The organism is Gordonia sp. PP30 (assembly GCF_023100845.1).
In the GTDB taxonomy this organism is placed as follows: domain Bacteria; phylum Actinomycetota; class Actinomycetes; order Mycobacteriales; family Mycobacteriaceae; genus Gordonia.
The window spans coordinates 318,710-334,330 of record NZ_CP095864.1 but is presented as its reverse complement, the minus strand read 5'-3'; the positions used below and the strand labels follow the sequence as shown (position 1 = coordinate 334,330).

Genomic DNA, 15,621 nt, shown 5'->3' with positions numbered 1-15,621 from the left:
TCCTGCTCCCAGTAGCCCCGGCAGCGAATCATCTTCGCCCAGCTATCAGCCGAAGATTCCATCGAGGCTTCCATTAGCACTGAGGTTCTCGCCCGAAACCCAGACATTGTTCAGGTCTTGTCCCGACGGGATGTAGACGACGGCGTCACCGAGCTGCTTGCAGCTGACGAACGCGGTCGCGGGCAGAACGATCGCTGCCTTCTTCTCGTAAGGGAAGATCGGCGAACCGTCTGCCTCGGACTCCAGGAAGAACTCCTCCGCGCGAGTGTTGGCCGGAACACTTGAGAACACCACGCCGCGCACCGGAGCGTCAACGAACTTTCCCGACTGGTTCAACAGACTCGTGGGAAACGACGTGTTCCGCTTGATCTCATCGACATGGTTCCCCTGCCACACATAGGCAGCGCACTCCTGCTTAGCCAATCCGGTTCCCCGATTGTCGATCTGTAGGCTCATTCCACCGTTGGCACCGCTGAGGTTGTACTTCATCTTGACGAAAGATTCGGCAGCGTGGGCCGTACCTGCGGCAGGGAAGGCCACGCCCGCCATCAGAGCGGCGGCCGCCGTCAGAATCATCGTCTTTCGTTTGATCGACATAGTTGAGCTCCTTGCTCGTCGGGATCAACGCGTCAACGCTGATCGGATGGTCGGCCACGAGGCCTTGAGTTCCCGCTCCCAGTAGCCCCAGGAGTGGGTGCCGGTGTCGCGGATGCGGACCACGGCAGGAATCTTGAGCTGGGCGAGTCGGTCGGCCATCTGTTGGGTACAGACGTTCACGGCGAATTCGATGCCACCGCCGAGTAGCACCTGGTCGGCCATGCTCAGCGCACGGTCGGCGGAAGCGCCCGGTGGCAACGACTCGTCCTCGCCTGGCAGGCCGGTGTTCGACGAGAGGTACACCGCCGTGCCGCGCAGCTTCTCGGCATTGACGAGCGGGTCGTTCGCACGCCAACCTGGACCGTCGAGTGGGCCCCACATGTTCGTCATATCCGCCTTGCCCCGGTCCTCGACCACCGCACGGATGAACGCCTGGCCGACCGGGTCGCTGGTCCGGGCGCAGCCGCTGTACGACGCTGCGGCCCGGTAGAGACCGCGAGACCGTGCCGCAAGGTTCAGCACGGACGTCCCCGCCATCGAGATTCCCGCGATCGCGTTGCGCCTGGTGGTACCAAGCTCGCGGTCGATCAGCGGCGGCAACTCGCGTGTCAGGAACGTCTCCCACTTCTGCCGACCGAGCCGGGGATCGTCGCGTTGCCAGTCGGTGTAGTACGAGAACGCACCCTTCATCGGCGTCACCACATTGACGTGCTTGTCTGCGAAGAAGCTCACGTAGTCGGTACGCGCGGCCCAGTTGGCGCCGTCTTCTCCGCCCCCGGCGCCGTTGAGCAAGTAGAGGACCGGCGCAGGCCGATCCTGCTTCGGCCGCAGCACAGTCAGCGGGATGTCCTCCCTCATCGCGGCCGAATGCACGGTCAGCATTTCCCGCTGGGCGCTGACCACGAACCGGCTCACGACACGAACACCGTCACCCGGTTCGGCCGCGGCATGCGGTGCGACGAGCGCGCTCACCATCCCGGCGGCCGCGGTGAGGACAACACCGCATATCGCTGCCTGCTTCTTCCTGAACACCTGGCGTCAACTCCACTCAGACGGACCACTTCCGCTAGTGGACTCGTTACCTTGTTGGCAAAACAAGTCGAGAGCGTCAAACCGGGCAAAATTCGTTCTTTCGACCGACAAGACTAGGTCGTCCGGCGCACCCCGCAGATCCCGCGAAGCCCCGCCCCGCGCTTCAGAACTCGCGACAGCCGAGCGCGGCAGCCAAGCACCGCCGCAGTGCCCGGTCACAGGCGCTGCAGCCGAACGAGGGCGCTGCGACCGCGACTGACGCGGGCATTGTCGGGCGCAGCGTTCGTTTGCCGCGACCGCTGCCGACGCGCATTCCTGCCACCCGGGAATTTGGACGGGTTTCGGGTCTTTCCTTCGCGCGCTGTCCCTACTGTGACGTCATTGTCTGCACCGGGCGCACCGCGCGACGCTGACCCGAGGTTTCATCGTGCGCGCCGTGTCTCGACGCCACAATAGGGTCAGACGCGGCGCCACTGAACTGCTCGGCCGTCCGATACAACCATGACCTCTCGCGTCCGCCATCGGGAATGCGGCCTCGGCGGCGCGCAGACGTCCGGGTAAGAGCGGGGTCAAGCGGTGTGGGCCGCAATGGCGGGTTTGAGGATCCTGTTATGGAGGGGGACGGCGACACAGTGGAGCGCCACCGCGACGGCGGCGGCACCCAGCACGCCGAAGATGTGCTCGACGCCGGAGTCCCAGGCAGACTTGCCCGGGGTGATCTCGGCCAGGTGGACGACCGCGGCGACGAGGAAGACCACGAACCAGAACTCCTGCTTGTTCAGCAAGCTGGCCAGCGCCAGGATGCCGCAGATCATGAAGACCGCGATCAGCGCGGGCTGCCACGACGACAGCAGCCATGAGACCAGCACCGAGGTCACCACGCCGAGGATCGCGCCGAACACCCGAATCCTCGAATTGTGGATCACCTTGCCAGAATCGAACGCGTAGACCAGGCAGAACACCAGCAGTGCATAGCCGAGTCCGCCCAGCCCGGCGACGGTCCAGATCACCGTGAGCACCGCCGAGCCGATCGCCAGCCCGCCGCCGTAGAAGAGCCGCTCGGAGAGTGGCGCCGCCTTGACCGTCTTCTTGCCGCTGCCGAAGGCGATCAGCCCCAGAATGATGATCGCGGCCGCACCGATCGACAGGCCGATCAGCGGCTGCCACACCTCGGCCGGCGACCCAGTCTCAGCGAACTTCGAGAAACCGACCAGGCTGGCGGGCGACCTGTTCAGGCCAGCCGAGCCCGAAACGACGAACAGCCCCTGACCGAGCGCGGTCAGCACCACCCCGCCGAGTTGCACCCACGGGCCGAACGTACCGATCAGTACACCCAGCACCAGGATCGCCATCGCCCATCCGGTCGCCGCGACCATGCCCTTCAAGTTCAGGATACGCACGGCAGGCGCCAGGAACATCAGGCCGATGTATCCGGCCGACAGCACCGGCGTGCCCCACATCCGCGACAGCCAGAAGAGCAGTCCACCGGCGACGAGCACGCAGATCGCCGATAGCAGCAGCAGTCGCTTGAACGACGGTTCGTCGCGCGCCTGCGGCTCGGCGGAGCCCGCGGGGACCGGCGGCGTCGCGGCGGCGGGAGAGTCGTCGTTCTGCATGACGCTCATCGTAAACAGCGGCGCCCGGCCCCGCGTGGCGCCGCCCGACCGTGGCACAAACCGGTCGGACGGCGTCACTCGGCGATCAGCCGAGGAGTCGTCGGACGCGGCGCGACCGATCACACCGGCCACTGCGCCCCACCTGAACCGTCAGGAGAGGGCGTCGACGACGGCCGCGCCCATCCGGGAGACGTACTCGCGCGCCGCCGGCGAGATCAGGCCCATGTTGATGAAGCCGTGGATCATCGAGCCGGCCCGCTCCAGCGTCACCGGCACGCCCGCGGCGCGCATCGCCTCGGCGTAGGCCAGACCTTCGTCGCGCAGCGGATCGAACCCGGCGACCACCACGTACGCGGGCGGCAGACCGCTCAGGTCGTCGGCCAGCAACGGCGAGACCCGCGGATCGGTGGCCTCGGCGGGATCGGACAGGTAGTGCTCGGTGAAGTAGGCGATGTCCGCTGCGGTGAGGAAGTGCCCGTCGGCGAACTCGCGCCGGGAATCGGTCTCCCGCGCCATGTCGGTGACCGGATAGATGAGCAGCTGCAACGCCGGGACGACGTCCTCGCCCCGCGTCTGCAGCGCCACCACGGCGGACAGGCAGCCGCCCGCCGAGTCGCCCGCGACGACGATCTTCGCCGGGTCGATCCCCCACTCGGGTGCCTTCGCCACCGCGTAGTGCCAGGCCGCGAGCGCGTCGTCGACCGCGGCCGGGAACTTGTGCTCCGGGGCGAGCCGGTAGTCGATCGAGAGCACGTCCGTGCCGGAGGCCACCGCGAGCGCACGGACCGCCGAGTCATGGCTGGCCCGGCTGCCGAGCACGTAGCCGCCGCCGTGCAGGAACAGGATCAGTCCGCGCGGGCTCCCCGCCTCCACCCGGTAGCGGGTCGCGCCGATGGTTCCGCCCGGGCCCTCGAACTCCAGATCCTCCTCGATCGCGAACGGCGGGAAGGTCTGCGCCATCGCCACGCCGGTGGCGTCGAGCTGCGCGCGGGCCCCGGCCGGCGGCCGCGACGTCAGCCCCATCCCCGGCACCTTCGCGGTCGCCGCTCCCACCAGCGCCATCTCCGGGGCGAGGTGATCGCCGTCGGAGTTGACCTTGGTGATCCGGGCGGCGGTACCCAGCACGGACGCGGGAATCAATCCCGCCGCCCGGAACAACCGGCGCTGGATGCGTTCGGGCAGAGACAGATTCTTCGATGTCGCGCGGCTCACAGTCGCCGACGCTATCACCGCCGACGCGCTCGGTGCACCGACTCCCTGTGACAGAATTTTCTCTATGCGCCTGCCACTTCGCACCCGGACCGCACTCGCGGCGGCCGCCTCCGCGCGCTGGGCGTCGCGGGCCGCGGGCCGCGGCAAGGGCTCGATGATCGGCGGCCTGGTCGCCGAGAAGATCGACCCGAACATCATGTCGCGGCTGGCCGCCGGCCGTCGTACCGTGCTGGTGACCGGCACCAACGGCAAGTCGACCACCACCCGGATGACCGCCGCCGCACTCGCCGGCCTCGGCCAGGTGGCCACCCAGCCCGACGGCGCCAACATGGACGCGGGCATCATCGCGACCCTCTCTCTGGACCGGGTCGCCCCGATCGCGGCGCTCGAAGTGGACGAACTGCATGTTCCGCACGTCAGCGACAACACGAATCCGGAAGTGCTCGTCCTACTGAATCTCTCGCGCGACCAGCTGGATCGCGTCGGCGAGATCAACCACATCGAACGGCGCCTCCGCGAGGGCATCGAGCGTCACCCGGAGACCGTCGTCGTCGCCAACTGCGACGACGTCCTGGTGACCTCCGCCGCCTACGACGCGCCGCGGGTGATCTGGGTGGCCGCCGGAGCGAGCTGGGTCGGTGACTCGGTCAGCTGCCCGCGCACCGGCGAGCCGATCGTGCGCCGCGACGACGACTGGTACTCCACCGGCGACGAGCACTTCCGCAGGCCCACCCCGCAGTGGTGGTTCGACGACGAGAACATCTACGGCCCCCACGGTTTCCAGGCGCCGCTGACGCTGTCCGTGCCCGGCCGGGCCAACCGCGGCAACGCGACGCAGGCGGTCGCGGCGGCCGTCGCGATGGGTGCCGACCCGGCTGCGGCGGTGGCCGCCGTGGGCACCGTCGGCGAGGTGGCCGGTCGCTACGGGTCGTTCCAGTTGGGCCGCCACCGGGTCCGCACCCTGCTCGCCAAGAATCCGGCGGGCTGGCAGGAGGCGCTGGCGATGATCGACACCGACGCCGACTCACTGGTGATCGCCGTCAACGGCCAGGTGCCCGACGGCGAGGACCTGTCGTGGCTGTGGGATGTGCGGTTCGAGGCCTTCGAGACCATGCAGGTGATCGCCGCCGGTGAGCGCGCCGCGGACCTCGGCGTGCGGCTGCTGTACGCCGGCGCCGAGCACACCACGATCGAAGACACCATGGCGGCGATCGAGTCGTGCCCGCCGGGCCGGGTCGAGGTGCTCGCCAACTACACCGCTTTCCGGGACCTCGGCATCGCGCTGGAGCGGGCCGGAGCCGCCCCGGTGCCGACATCGAGGAGCCAGTCATGAGTGAATCGACCCTGCGGATCGGCCTGGTGCTCCCCGACGTGATGGGCACCTACGGTGACGGCGGCAACGCCCTGGTCCTGCGGCAGCGCGCCCGGATGCGCGGCATCGACGCCGAGATCGTCCCGATCACGCTCGACGACGACGTCCCCGACTCCCTGGATGTGTACACCCTCGGCGGCGCGGAGGACTTCGCGCAGCGGCTGGCCACCCGGCACCTGCTCGAGCACCCCGGCATGCAGCGCGCCGCCGCCGCCGGGCGGCCGGTCCTCGCGATCTGCGCCGCCATTCAGGTACTCGGCCACTGGTACCTGACCGCGGCCGGCGAGAAGGTGGAGGGCGTCGGGCTGTTCGACGCCACCACGTCGCCGATGGAGGCCCGGGCCATCGGGGAACTCGTCACCGATCCGCTGCTCGACGGTCTGACGCAGCCGCTGACCGGATTCGAGAACCATCGCGGCGCCACGACTCTCGGCCCGGATGCCCGGCCCCTCGGCCGCGTGCGGCACGGCACCGGCAACGGCGCGCCCTTCGGCTCCACGCAGGAATCCGCGGGCGAGGCCGTCGAGGGCGTGATCCAGGGCAGCGTGCTCGGCACCTACATGCACGGCCCGCTGCTGGCCCGGAACCCGGAGCTGGCCGACCATCTGCTGGCCGCGGCCACCGGCCGCATCCTGGAACCGCTCGATCTCCCCGAGATCGACCTGCTCCGCCGGGAACGGATCGCCGCGGCACGCTGAGCGGCACTCAGGCGGCCTCGGCCACCGGGTCCGCACGGATCACGGCCGGCCTAAACGGGCACGACCTCGCAGCGGCGGCGCGTCCCGTCGACGGCGAACCAGCCGTCCTCGAAGTGCTGCCACGCCGCCAGGTTCGGCCGCTGGTCCTCGCCGTCGCGGGCGACGGTCCGGGCCAGTCGTTCCTCGGCGGGCGGGCCGTCGAGCCAGAACGCGTGGGTGAGCCGGTCCGCGATCGCCTGCCGGGCGGCGGTGACGCCCTCGATGATCAGCAGCGGCGCCCAGTGCACCAGCTCGGCCGGGCCGGCGTGCGGTACCCCGTCGATCCAGATGCGGGGGTGGTGGCTGATGTCGTGGCTGCGGCGGAACGGCGCGAGAACATCGCGCTCGAGTTCCGGCCACCAGCCGGCCGGATCGTCCCAGGTGGCGTAGTAGTCGGTGCGGATCAGCAGGGCCCGTCGGCCGAGCGCGGAGAGTCGTGCGGCGAGCGCGTCGGCGAAGGTGCTCTTCCCCGCGCCGGAGGGGCCGTCGACCGCGATGATCCCGCTCCGCAGGTCGCGGCTCGCGATCGCGTGCGCGGCGGCGGCGAGGTCTTCGACGGAGGAACCCTTCGACACACCGCTCACGCTAGTCTCCGCCCAGCGGTCAGGCCAGAACGCGCCGCCCGGACAGCGCCCGGCCGAGAGTGAGCTCGTCGGCGAACTCCAGGTCGCTGCCCATCGGCAGACCCGAGGCCAGGCGCGTCATCGACAGGCCGGGGAAGTCCTTCAGCATGCGCAGCAGGTACGTGGCGGTCGCCTCGCCCTCGGTGTTCGGATCGGTCGCGATGATGATCTCGGTGACGTCGACGCCGCCGGGCTGGTTGGCGAGTCGTTGCAGCAGCTCACGGATCCGCAGCTGGTCCGGACCGATCCCGGACAGCGGGTCGAGCGCACCGCCGAGCACGTGGTAGCGGCCGTCGAACTCCTTGGTCCGCTCGATCGCGTAGATGTCCTTCGGCTCCTCGACCACACAGATCTTGGTCGCATCGCGCCGGGCGTCACTGCAGATCCGGCAGAGCCGGTCGGCGGCGACGTTCCCGCATTCGGCGCAGAAGTTCACATTGTCGCGGACCTCGCCGAGCGCCTCGACCAGGCGATCGATCTCCTGTTTGTCACCCGCGAGCAGGGAGAAAGCGATGCGCTGGGCACCCTTCGGCCCCAGCCCGGGAAGCTTCGCGAGCTGGTCGATGAGTACCTGGATCGGCCCCTCGTACATCAGGCCCTTTCGGTGTCTGGCTCAGCCGAGGCCGGGCATGCCGGCCGACAGCGGGCCCAGCTTCTCTTCGGTCAGGGCGGCGCGGCACAGCGCCAGGTCGGCCAGCGCACCCAGGATCAGGTCCTGCAGGGTGTCGACGTCCTCGGGATCGACCACGTCCTTGGCGATGGTCACCGCGGTGATGTCACCGGTGCCGTTGCCCTCGATGGTGACCAGTCCGTTCCCCGCGCTGCCGATGAGCTTCGCCGCCGCGATCTCCTGCTGGGCCTGGTACAGCTGGTTCTGCATGGCCTGCGCCTGCGCGAGGAGGTCGGCCATCTGGTTGTCGCCGCCGCCGAACAGGGCCGAGGGGTCGAATGCATCAGTCATGGTGCCCAGGGTAGTCGGTGCGCTCACCCGAGCAGGCGCTCGACATGCTCGGCGAGTTGGTCGACGCTCTGCCCGTCGGCCGGGGTCACCACGAACGAGAGCACGTCGTCGGCGAACAGGGCCGTCGCCCGCCGGTTGAGGGCGAACTCGAAGCGGTCGCCCACGCGCCGCCACTGCAGCACCCCGCCGTAGACGGGTGCACTGGCCCCGGTGGTGATGGCGTGCTGCTCCTCGTGCGGGCCGCCGGGCAGATCCCGTTGCAGCTGGAAGCAGGCGTCGGATTCGGTGTCGAGGAAGACCACGGCCTCGCATCCCAGGTCGGGATGGTGCTCGTGGGACGCGATGATCGCCATGACTCCAGGATAGGAGCTCGCCCACCCGACGATCACCGCAGAACATCGGCCGTCTCAGCGCCGCCGGCGGCGATCTTCCCTCGGCGAACCGTCAGCGGCCGGTGTTCTGCGCGGACCCGGGCGGGAACCATGCCCGGCGGCTCTCGAAACGCCGCTCTTCGCCGGTGATCGGATCGGCGAAGGCCAGGCTGGACGCGATCAGGCACAGCGGACGGGAGAAGTCGCCCCGGTCGGGGGCCGCGGCGAGGTCCGCGTCGACCTCCGGATACAGCGGGTCGCCGAGGATCGGGATGCCGAGGCCGGACATGTGCAGGCGGAGCTGGTGGGTGCGGCCGGTCTGCGGAACCAGGAGGTATTCCCCCAGGCCGTCGTCGCGGACCCGTTCGAGGGTGATGTCGCTGACCGCGTTGACCGGGCCGTCGACCACCCGCGCGCGGAGATCACCCGACGTCTTGACGATCCGGTTCGCCACCCGGACCGTGGCCCCGACGTCTGGCCGCAGCGGAGCGACGGCCCGGTACACCTTGCGCGCCAGACGATTCGCGAACAACTCCTGGTACGCGGCACGAACCTCCGGGCGGGCCGTGAAGACGAGGACGCCCGCGGTGAGCCGGTCGAGCCGATGCGCGGGCGCGAGATGGTCGTTCCCGAACTCTCGGCGGAGGCGGACGAGCGCCGTCTGCGTGACGTGCCGCCCGCGCGGCATGGTGGCGAGGAAGTGCGGTTTGTCGACCACGACCAGGTCGTCGTCGGCGTGCAGGATCTCCAGTCCGAAGGGCACGTCGTACTCGGCGGGCAGGTCCCGGTAGAGGTAGACCGGGACGGGCCGCGGGACCGGCGCGCCGAGATCAACCGGGCGGCCGTCGGCATCGACGACGGCGCCGGCGGCGTGCTGGGCGGCCAGTGCGGCCGCGGTCAGCCCCGCCAGGCTCGGCGCCGCCAGCAGCGCCTCGGCCACCGTGGGCGGCGCCGGAAACAACTCCGGCCGGAGTACCACTCGCGTGGCGTCGACGCCGTCGCGCAGCGGGAGAGGCTTGGTGCGGCGGCGCCCGCGGCGGCTCAGGGCTCCAGGCGGGTCTTGAGGTTCCCGAGCAGCTCAGACTGGATGCGGCCGAGACCCTTGGGCGCGAAGGTCTTCTCGAAGAAGCCGCCGATGCCGCCGGCGCCCTGCCAGGTGGTGATCACCTCGACGCGGCTGCCGGTGCCCGCGGCGGTCACCCGGTAGACGGTGACCATCGAGGAGTTGCGGTCGGACTCGGTGACCGAGTCGGCGGAGGCCGTCACATCGGCGAGCACGTCGCGCGAGCGCTTCTCGGTGGCCTGCAGAATCCAGTGCACGACGGTCCCCGCACCGGTGCCGCCCTCGACGACCGCGTAGTCGCGATAGTTGGCGGGCAGGATCGCCGGGCGCACCTCGCGGTAGTCGGACAATGCGGCCAGCACGACCTCCGGAGCGGCGGCGATGTCGAGGGATGACGCGGCGGTGACCTGACCCACGGTGGATTACTCCTTGTTCGAGATGTCGTCCCGCCTGCCGCGGGACCTGCGATCCACCGTACCGACCGATCACGCTACGGTGGATGCGTGGCTTCCTCGCGGCTCGAATCCGGTACCAAAGCGTTCCAGCAGGGAGTGGATCGCCTGTTGGCGAGCTACCGCGCCATTCCCGACGGAGCGGGCATCCGGCTGGCGAAGAAGACCTCGAATCTGTTCCGCAAGCGCGCCGCCACCACGGCCCCCGGGCTCGACGTGTCCGGCCTGAACCGGGTGATCTCGGTGGATCCGGCGGCCCGCACCGCGCAGGTGGCGGGAATGACCACCTACGAGGACCTGGTCGACGCCACCCTCCCCTATGGACTGGTGCCGCTGGTGGTGCCGCAGCTCAAGACGATCACCCTCGGCGGCGCGGTGACCGGGCTCGGGATCGAGAGCACGTCGTTCCGCAACGGCCTGCCGCACGAATCGGTCCGCGAGATGGAGATCCTCACCGCGACCGGGGAACTGGTGATCGCCCGGCCCGACAACGAGCACGCCGACCTCTTCTACGGCTTCCCCAACTCGTACGGCACCCTCGGCTACTCGGTGCGGCTGGAGATCGAACTGGAGAAGGTCCCGCCGTTCGTCGCGCTGCGGCACGTGCGGTTCCGCTCGATCGAGGACCTGCAGGCCGCAATGATCCGCGTCGTCGACTCCCGCGAGTACGACGGCGAACGCGTGGACTACCTCGACGGTGTCGTCTTCACCCGCGACGAGTGCTACCTGGTCCTCGGGCGGCAGACCGCCGAGCCCGGGCCGGTGAGCGACTACACCGGGATGGACGTCTTCTACCGGTCCATCCAGCACGACGACGTCGAGTATCCGAAGACGGACCGGCTGACCATCCGCGACTACCTGTGGCGCTGGGACACCGACTGGTTCTGGTGCTCGCGGGCCTTCGGCGCGCAGAACCCGAAGATCCGCCGGTTCTGGCCCAAGAAGTATCTGCGGTCGAGTTTCTACTGGAAGCTGATCGGCTACGACCAGCGCTGGGACATCGGCGACAAGCTCAACGCCCGCAAGGGACTGCCGCCCGGCGAGCGCGTGGTGCAGGACATCGAGGTGCCGATCGAGCGGACCGCCGACTTCGTGAACTGGTTCCTGGACGAGATCCCGATCGAGCCGATCTGGCTGTGCCCGCTGAAGCTCGCCGAACCCGGCGCCGGGAGCACTTCGACTCCGCTCAGCATGAACTCCGCGAGCGGGCTGAGTACTGACAGCCCCGGTATCGACCCGGAGCAGCCGTGGTCGCTGTATCCGCTCAAGCGCGGGCATGCCTACACCAATGTGGGCTTCTGGTCGGCGGTGCCGGCCACCCCGGGCGAGCCCGGACACGCCAACCGCCGCATCGAGCGCAAGGTCAGCGAGCTCGACGGCCACAAATCTCTCTACTCCGAGTCGTTCTACCCGGAGGAAGAGTTCGACGAACTGTACGGCTCAGCGACCTACCGCGCACTCCGGTCCACCTACGACCCGCGCGGCCGGCTGGCGAGCCTCTATGAGAAGGCGGTGAAGCGCGCATGAATCTGGCCGAGATCTTCGAAACGCTCCTGGGCAAGGAGCTGGGAATCCGGTTCACGGCGTACGACGGGTCGAGCGCCGGCCCGGAGGACGCCGCGTTCGGCCTCGATCTGAAGACGCCGCGCGGCACCACCTATCTGGTGACCGCGCCGGGCGAGCTGGGCCTGGCCCGCGCGTACGTGTCCGGCGATCTGGAACTGGTCGGCGGGCATCCCGGCGATCCGTACGGCGCCCTCCAGGCGCTGGCCGGGGACCTCAAGTTCACCAAGCCGAGCCCGCTGCAGCTCGCCGCCATCGCGAAGTCGCTCGGCACCGAGCACTTCAAGCCGATCGCGCCGCCGCCGCAGGAGACGCTGCCGCGCTGGCGCCGCTTCGCCGAGGGACTGCGCCACAGCCGCGGCCGCGACGCCGAGGCGATCCAGTACCACTACGACGTCTCCAACGCCTTCTACGAGCTGGTGCTCGGTCCGGCGATGACCTACACCTGCGCGGTGTACCCGGACCGGGACGCCAGCCTCGAGGCCGCGCAGGAGAACAAGTACCGGCTGATCTTCGACAAGCTGGCCCTGAAGCCGGGCGACCGGCTGCTCGACGTCGGCTGCGGCTGGGGCGGCATGGTCCGCTATGCCGCCCGCCGCGGGGTGCACGCGCTCGGCGTCACCCTGTCGAAGGAGCAGGCGTCGTGGGCGCAGCAGGCGATCGTCGACGAGGGTCTGAGCGAGTTCGGCGAGGTGCGGCACAGCGACTACCGCGACATCACCGAGACCGCCTTCGACGCGGTCAGCTCGATCGGCCTCACCGAGCACATCGGCGTCGCCAACTACCCGGCGTATTTCGGCTTCCTGCGCGATCGGCTCCGCCCCGGCGGGCTGCTGCTCAATCACTGCATCACGCGCCCGGAGAACAAGACCCGCGCCAAGGCCGGGCCGTTCATCGACCGGTACGTGTTCCCGGACGGCGAGCTGACCGGCGCGGGCACCATCATCTCCAAGCTGCAGGACGTCGGCGGGATGGAGGTGCTGCACGAGGAGAACTTCCGCGAGCACTACGCCATGACGCTGCGTGACTGGAACCGCTACCTGGTGTCGAACTGGGACGCGGCGGTCGCCGAGGTCGGCGAGGCCACCGCGCGCCAGTGGGGTCTCTACATGGCCGGTTGCCGGATCGGATTCGAGCGCGACGTGGTCGAACTGCACCACGTGCTGGCCGTGAAGAAGGGCGACGAGTCGTTGCCGAACACGCCGCTGCGCCCCTGGTGGACGCCGTAGCGCCCACGCCCGTCGAACTCGGCGTCTTCTCCGGTCAGCTTCCGTCGATGACCGGGCGGGCGCCGAGTTCGTTCTTGAGCAGTTCCAGGGCCACCTGATCCGGGTCCAGGCGAGGATCCGGGGTGCCGGAATGGGCCGAGGCGACCATCTCGGCGCGCTCGGAATCGCTCAGTTCCTCGTCCGGGACCGGCTCGGCCGGCCAGGGCTCCTCGGGCTCGGACGGCGGTTCCGGAGGCGGCGGCACGTCGTCGCCGCGGCGCCGCCCACCCGACTCGGAGCGGCTCGGCCGGCTGAAGGTCTGCCGGGGAGGCTGCCGTTGCGCCTGCTGCGGACCGCGCTGTGCGGGCGCGGTGGCCTGGGCCGGGCCGCCCTGCGCGTGAATCACCTGAACCTGCCACTGACCGCCGAAGACCGCCGAGAACACCTCGCCGAACATCTGCAGCCGGGCCGGCTCGGAGAGCCGCCCGACCAGCGGCGGGTTGGGATGGCCGAGCACCGCGACGCCGTCGCCCACCGACTGCACGGTGGCGGCGGACAGCATCGATTCGAGGACCTTGCCCGCCGGTCGTTCCCGGATGGCGGACCGGATGTCGGCCCAGCGCGCACTGACGGTCTCCACGGTGAGGGCGGGGGTCGTCGGTGCGGGTTCCGGCTCGGGCTGGGGCGCGGGCTGCGGCGCCGGTGCGGCCTGGGGTGCCGGGGCCGGTGCGGACTGCGCCGCCGGTGCCGAGGTCGACGCGGACCGCGGTGCCGGCGTGGATTGCGTCGCCGGTGTGGACTGCGCCGCCGGTGCGGGACTCGTCGCAGGCGCGGGGCGCGGAGCCGACGCGGGGCGCCGGGGCACCACGACGCCTTCCGGCGGCGCGTCGTAGAAGGGCTCCTCGGGCGGCGGAATGTCGTCGTAGGGGTCGGACGGTGCCGGAGTTCGCGCTCCGGAATCCGGCGCGGCCGACCGGGGGGTGGCTTCGACACGGTCTGCGCCTAGCGGCTTGACCGGTGGTTCCTGAGCGGAGTCGAAGGGCTCAGCCGGCGGGCCAGGAGTCGACTCGACCGGCGGGGCGGGAGTCGACTCAGCCGGTGACGACGAGGCCGGCCCGGCGAGTTCATCCCGCCCGTTGAGCCGGTCCGAGGCGCTAGCCGAGGAACGAGTCGAAACGTCGCCCTCACCCGAAGGAACACGCTCCACAGAAGAGCGGGCTTCGACACGGTCTGCGCCTAGCGGCTTGACCGGTGGTTCCTGAGCGGAGTCGAAGGGCTCAGCCGGCGGGGCAGGAGTCGACTCGACCGGCGGGGTCGGGGTCGGCTCAACCGGCGGGGTCGGGGTCGGCTCAACCGGCGGGGCGGGATTCGGCTCGACCGGCGGGGTAAGAGTCGGCTCAGCCGGCGAGGTGGGAGTCGACTCAGCTCGCGGAGTGGGAGTCGGCTCAGCCGGCGCGGGAGTCGACTCAGCTCGCGGGGTGGGCGTCGGCTCAGCCGGCGGGGTGGGAGTCGGGTCGGCGGGCGTCGGCTCGGACGGCGCCGGGGCGGCGTCGGCGGGGCGGCGCTGGGAGGGGCGCACGAAGCGCGACGGGGGCCCGTCGGCGGGAGGCGCCGGGGCCGCGGGGGGCGCAGGGACGGGGGCGGCGGCCGAGGGGGCCGCGCCGGGGCGTCGTTCCAGGGTCTCGACGCGCTGCAGGAGCGCGGCGTCGTCGGCCGAAGCGGCGGGCAGCAGCAGGCGCGCGCACATCACCTCCAGCAGCAGCCGCGGCGAGGTGGTGCCGCGCATCTCGCCGAGCGCCGCGTGCGCGACCTCCGCGTACCGGGTCAGCGTGGCCAGGCCCAGGTAGTCGATCACCGACCGCATCCGGGTCACCTGATCGGCGGGGGCCTCGACCAGGCCGCGCTCGGCGGCGTCGGGCACCGCCTGGAGCAGCAGCAGGTCGCGGAACCGGTCGAGCAGGTCGATGGCGAAGCGGCGCGGGTCGTGCCCCGCGTCCACGACCTGCTCGACGACCCCGAACAGCGCGGAACCGTCGCCGGCGGCGAGGGCGTCGACGGCGCCGTCGATCAGCGCGACGTCGGTGACGCCGAGCAGCGCCAGCGCGCGATCGTAGGTGACACCCTCCGGTCCGGCGCCGGCCAGCAGCTGGTCGAGGATCGAGAGCGAGTCACGCGGTGAGCCGCCACCGGCCCGGATGACCAAGGGAAACACCTCGGAGGCGACGACGGCACCCTCGCGCTGACAGATCCCCTCGAGCAGGCCGCGCATCACGGGCGGGGCCAGCAGCCGGAACGGGTAGTGGTGCGTACGCGAGCGGATGGTGGTGAGCACCTTCTCCGGCTCGGTGGTCGCGAAGATGAAGATGAGGTGCTCCGGCGGCTCCTCCACGATCTTCAGCAGCGCGTTGAAGCCCGCCGGGGTCACCATGTGCGCCTCGTCCACGATGAACACCCGGTAGCGGGATTCGGCGGGCGCGTAGAAGGCGCGATCGCGCAACTCGCGGGTGTCGTCGACGCCACCGTGGCTGGCCGCGTCGAGTTCCACGACGTCGAGGTTGCCCGGACCGCCCGGGGCCAGCGCCACGCACGACGCGCACACCCCGCACGGCGTCGACGTGGGGCCCTGCTCGCAGTTCAGCGAGCGGGCCAGGATACGGGCCGACGACGTCTTACCGCAGCCGCGCGGCCCGGAGAAGAGGTAGGCGTGGTTGATACGACCGCTGTCGAGCGCGCGGCTCAACGGATCGGTGACATGCTCCTGCCCGACGACTTCGGCGAAGGTTCCGGGCCGGTAAGTGCGATAGAGTGCCACGT

15 protein-coding genes are annotated in these 15,621 nt (G+C 70.3%); 4 read left to right on the top strand and 11 right to left on the bottom strand.

Going from position 1 to position 15,621, the window contains the following annotated elements; translation table 11 throughout:
* Positions 1–45 precede the first annotated feature (45 nt).
* The 4 genes from MYK68_RS01530 to MYK68_RS01515 all read right to left on the bottom strand — a co-directional run bounded on the left by MYK68_RS01530 (position 46) and on the right by MYK68_RS01515 (position 4,457).
* A complete protein-coding gene (locus tag MYK68_RS01530; protein ID WP_247865904.1) occupies positions 46–597 on the bottom strand; it encodes a hypothetical protein in 552 nt (183 codons plus the stop codon).
* A gap of 24 nt (positions 598–621) precedes the next feature.
* Positions 622–1,572, bottom strand: a complete 951-nt coding sequence (locus MYK68_RS01525; protein WP_247867886.1) for an alpha/beta hydrolase — start codon at positions 1,570–1,572, stop codon at positions 622–624.
* A 626-nt stretch (positions 1,573–2,198) separates the two neighbouring features.
* The gene (locus MYK68_RS01520) at positions 2,199–3,245 is read right to left on the bottom strand and encodes an FUSC family protein (protein ID WP_247865903.1); all 1,047 of its coding nucleotides are present in this window, start codon (positions 3,243–3,245) and stop codon (positions 2,199–2,201) included.
* A 150-nt stretch (positions 3,246–3,395) separates the two neighbouring features.
* Complete coding sequence (locus MYK68_RS01515) at positions 3,396–4,457, bottom strand: alpha/beta hydrolase (protein ID WP_247865902.1); 1,062 nt, start codon at positions 4,455–4,457, stop codon at positions 3,396–3,398.
* Positions 4,458–4,521: 64 nt separating this feature from the next.
* On the opposite strand from MYK68_RS01515, the gene MYK68_RS01510 reads away from it, so the two are divergent.
* Both MYK68_RS01510 and MYK68_RS01505 read left to right on the top strand, forming a co-directional pair.
* Positions 4,522–5,790, top strand: a complete 1,269-nt coding sequence (locus tag MYK68_RS01510; protein ID WP_247865900.1) for a Mur ligase family protein — start codon at positions 4,522–4,524, stop codon at positions 5,788–5,790.
* Complete coding sequence (locus tag MYK68_RS01505) at positions 5,787–6,527, top strand: type 1 glutamine amidotransferase (RefSeq protein ID WP_247865898.1); 741 nt, start codon at positions 5,787–5,789, stop codon at positions 6,525–6,527. Before MYK68_RS01510 ends, MYK68_RS01505 begins: the two co-directional genes overlap by 4 nt.
* Before the next feature lie 50 nt (positions 6,528–6,577).
* Here the strand turns inward: MYK68_RS01505 and MYK68_RS01500 are convergent, their stop codons facing one another.
* From MYK68_RS01500 to MYK68_RS01475, 6 genes are all read right to left on the bottom strand, one after another.
* Positions 6,578–7,150 (bottom strand): uridine kinase family protein, encoded by a 573-nt coding sequence (locus tag MYK68_RS01500; protein WP_247865896.1) that lies wholly within the window; start codon positions 7,148–7,150, stop codon positions 6,578–6,580.
* Positions 7,151–7,169: 19 nt separating this feature from the next.
* On the bottom strand, positions 7,170–7,781 hold the full coding sequence (recR, locus tag MYK68_RS01495; protein WP_247865895.1) for a recombination mediator RecR: 612 nt from the start codon (positions 7,779–7,781) through the stop codon (positions 7,170–7,172).
* A gap of 21 nt (positions 7,782–7,802) precedes the next feature.
* Positions 7,803–8,150, bottom strand: coding sequence for a YbaB/EbfC family nucleoid-associated protein (locus tag MYK68_RS01490; RefSeq protein WP_247865893.1), 348 nt, complete (start codon positions 8,148–8,150; stop codon positions 7,803–7,805).
* 23 nt (positions 8,151–8,173) lie between these two features.
* Positions 8,174–8,503, bottom strand: coding sequence for a hypothetical protein (locus MYK68_RS01485; protein ID WP_247865892.1), 330 nt, complete (start codon positions 8,501–8,503; stop codon positions 8,174–8,176).
* A 91-nt stretch (positions 8,504–8,594) separates the two neighbouring features.
* Positions 8,595–9,500, bottom strand: a complete 906-nt coding sequence (locus MYK68_RS01480) for a pseudouridine synthase (RefSeq protein ID WP_247865891.1) — start codon at positions 9,498–9,500, stop codon at positions 8,595–8,597.
* Positions 9,501–9,562: 62 nt separating this feature from the next.
* Entirely contained in the window at positions 9,563–10,000 is a 438-nt protein-coding gene (locus MYK68_RS01475) for an SRPBCC family protein (protein WP_247865890.1), read from the bottom strand.
* 87 nt (positions 10,001–10,087) lie between these two features.
* Between MYK68_RS01475 and MYK68_RS01470 the strand changes: the two genes are divergently transcribed.
* Positions 10,088–11,563 (top strand): FAD-binding oxidoreductase, encoded by a 1,476-nt coding sequence (locus MYK68_RS01470; RefSeq protein ID WP_247865888.1) that lies wholly within the window; start codon positions 10,088–10,090, stop codon positions 11,561–11,563.
* The gene (locus tag MYK68_RS01465) at positions 11,560–12,828 is read left to right on the top strand and encodes a class I SAM-dependent methyltransferase (RefSeq protein WP_247865886.1); all 1,269 of its coding nucleotides are present in this window, start codon (positions 11,560–11,562) and stop codon (positions 12,826–12,828) included. The genes MYK68_RS01470 and MYK68_RS01465 overlap by 4 nt, the downstream gene beginning before the upstream one ends.
* 34 nt (positions 12,829–12,862) lie before the next feature.
* Here the strand turns inward: MYK68_RS01465 and MYK68_RS01460 are convergent, their stop codons facing one another.
* Entirely contained in the window at positions 12,863–15,619 is a 2,757-nt protein-coding gene (locus tag MYK68_RS01460; protein ID WP_247865885.1) for a DNA polymerase III subunit gamma and tau, read from the bottom strand.
* Between the last annotated feature and the right edge of the window lie 2 nt (positions 15,620–15,621).

What these genes read in the sequence shown, in the direction of transcription:
- recR (WP_247865895.1), bottom strand. Translation starts at nt 7,781, where the DNA reads ATGTACGAGGGGCCGATCCAGGTACTCATCGACCAGCTCGCGAAGCTT.
- MYK68_RS01510 (WP_247865900.1), top strand. Translation starts at nt 4,522, where the DNA reads ATGCGCCTGCCACTTCGCACCCGGACCGCACTCGCGGCGGCCGCCTCC.
- MYK68_RS01485 (WP_247865892.1), bottom strand. Translation starts at nt 8,503, where the DNA reads ATGGCGATCATCGCGTCCCACGAGCACCATCCCGACCTGGGATGCGAG.
- MYK68_RS01490 (WP_247865893.1), bottom strand. Translation starts at nt 8,150, where the DNA reads ATGACTGATGCATTCGACCCCTCGGCCCTGTTCGGCGGCGGCGACAAC.
- MYK68_RS01505 (WP_247865898.1), top strand. Translation starts at nt 5,787, where the DNA reads ATGAGTGAATCGACCCTGCGGATCGGCCTGGTGCTCCCCGACGTGATG.
- MYK68_RS01525 (WP_247867886.1), bottom strand. Translation starts at nt 1,572, where the DNA reads ATGGTGAGCGCGCTCGTCGCACCGCATGCCGCGGCCGAACCGGGTGAC.
- MYK68_RS01530 (WP_247865904.1), bottom strand. Translation starts at nt 597, where the DNA reads ATGTCGATCAAACGAAAGACGATGATTCTGACGGCGGCCGCCGCTCTG.
- MYK68_RS01465 (WP_247865886.1), top strand. Translation starts at nt 11,560, where the DNA reads ATGAATCTGGCCGAGATCTTCGAAACGCTCCTGGGCAAGGAGCTGGGA.
- MYK68_RS01520 (WP_247865903.1), bottom strand. Translation starts at nt 3,245, where the DNA reads ATGCAGAACGACGACTCTCCCGCCGCCGCGACGCCGCCGGTCCCCGCG.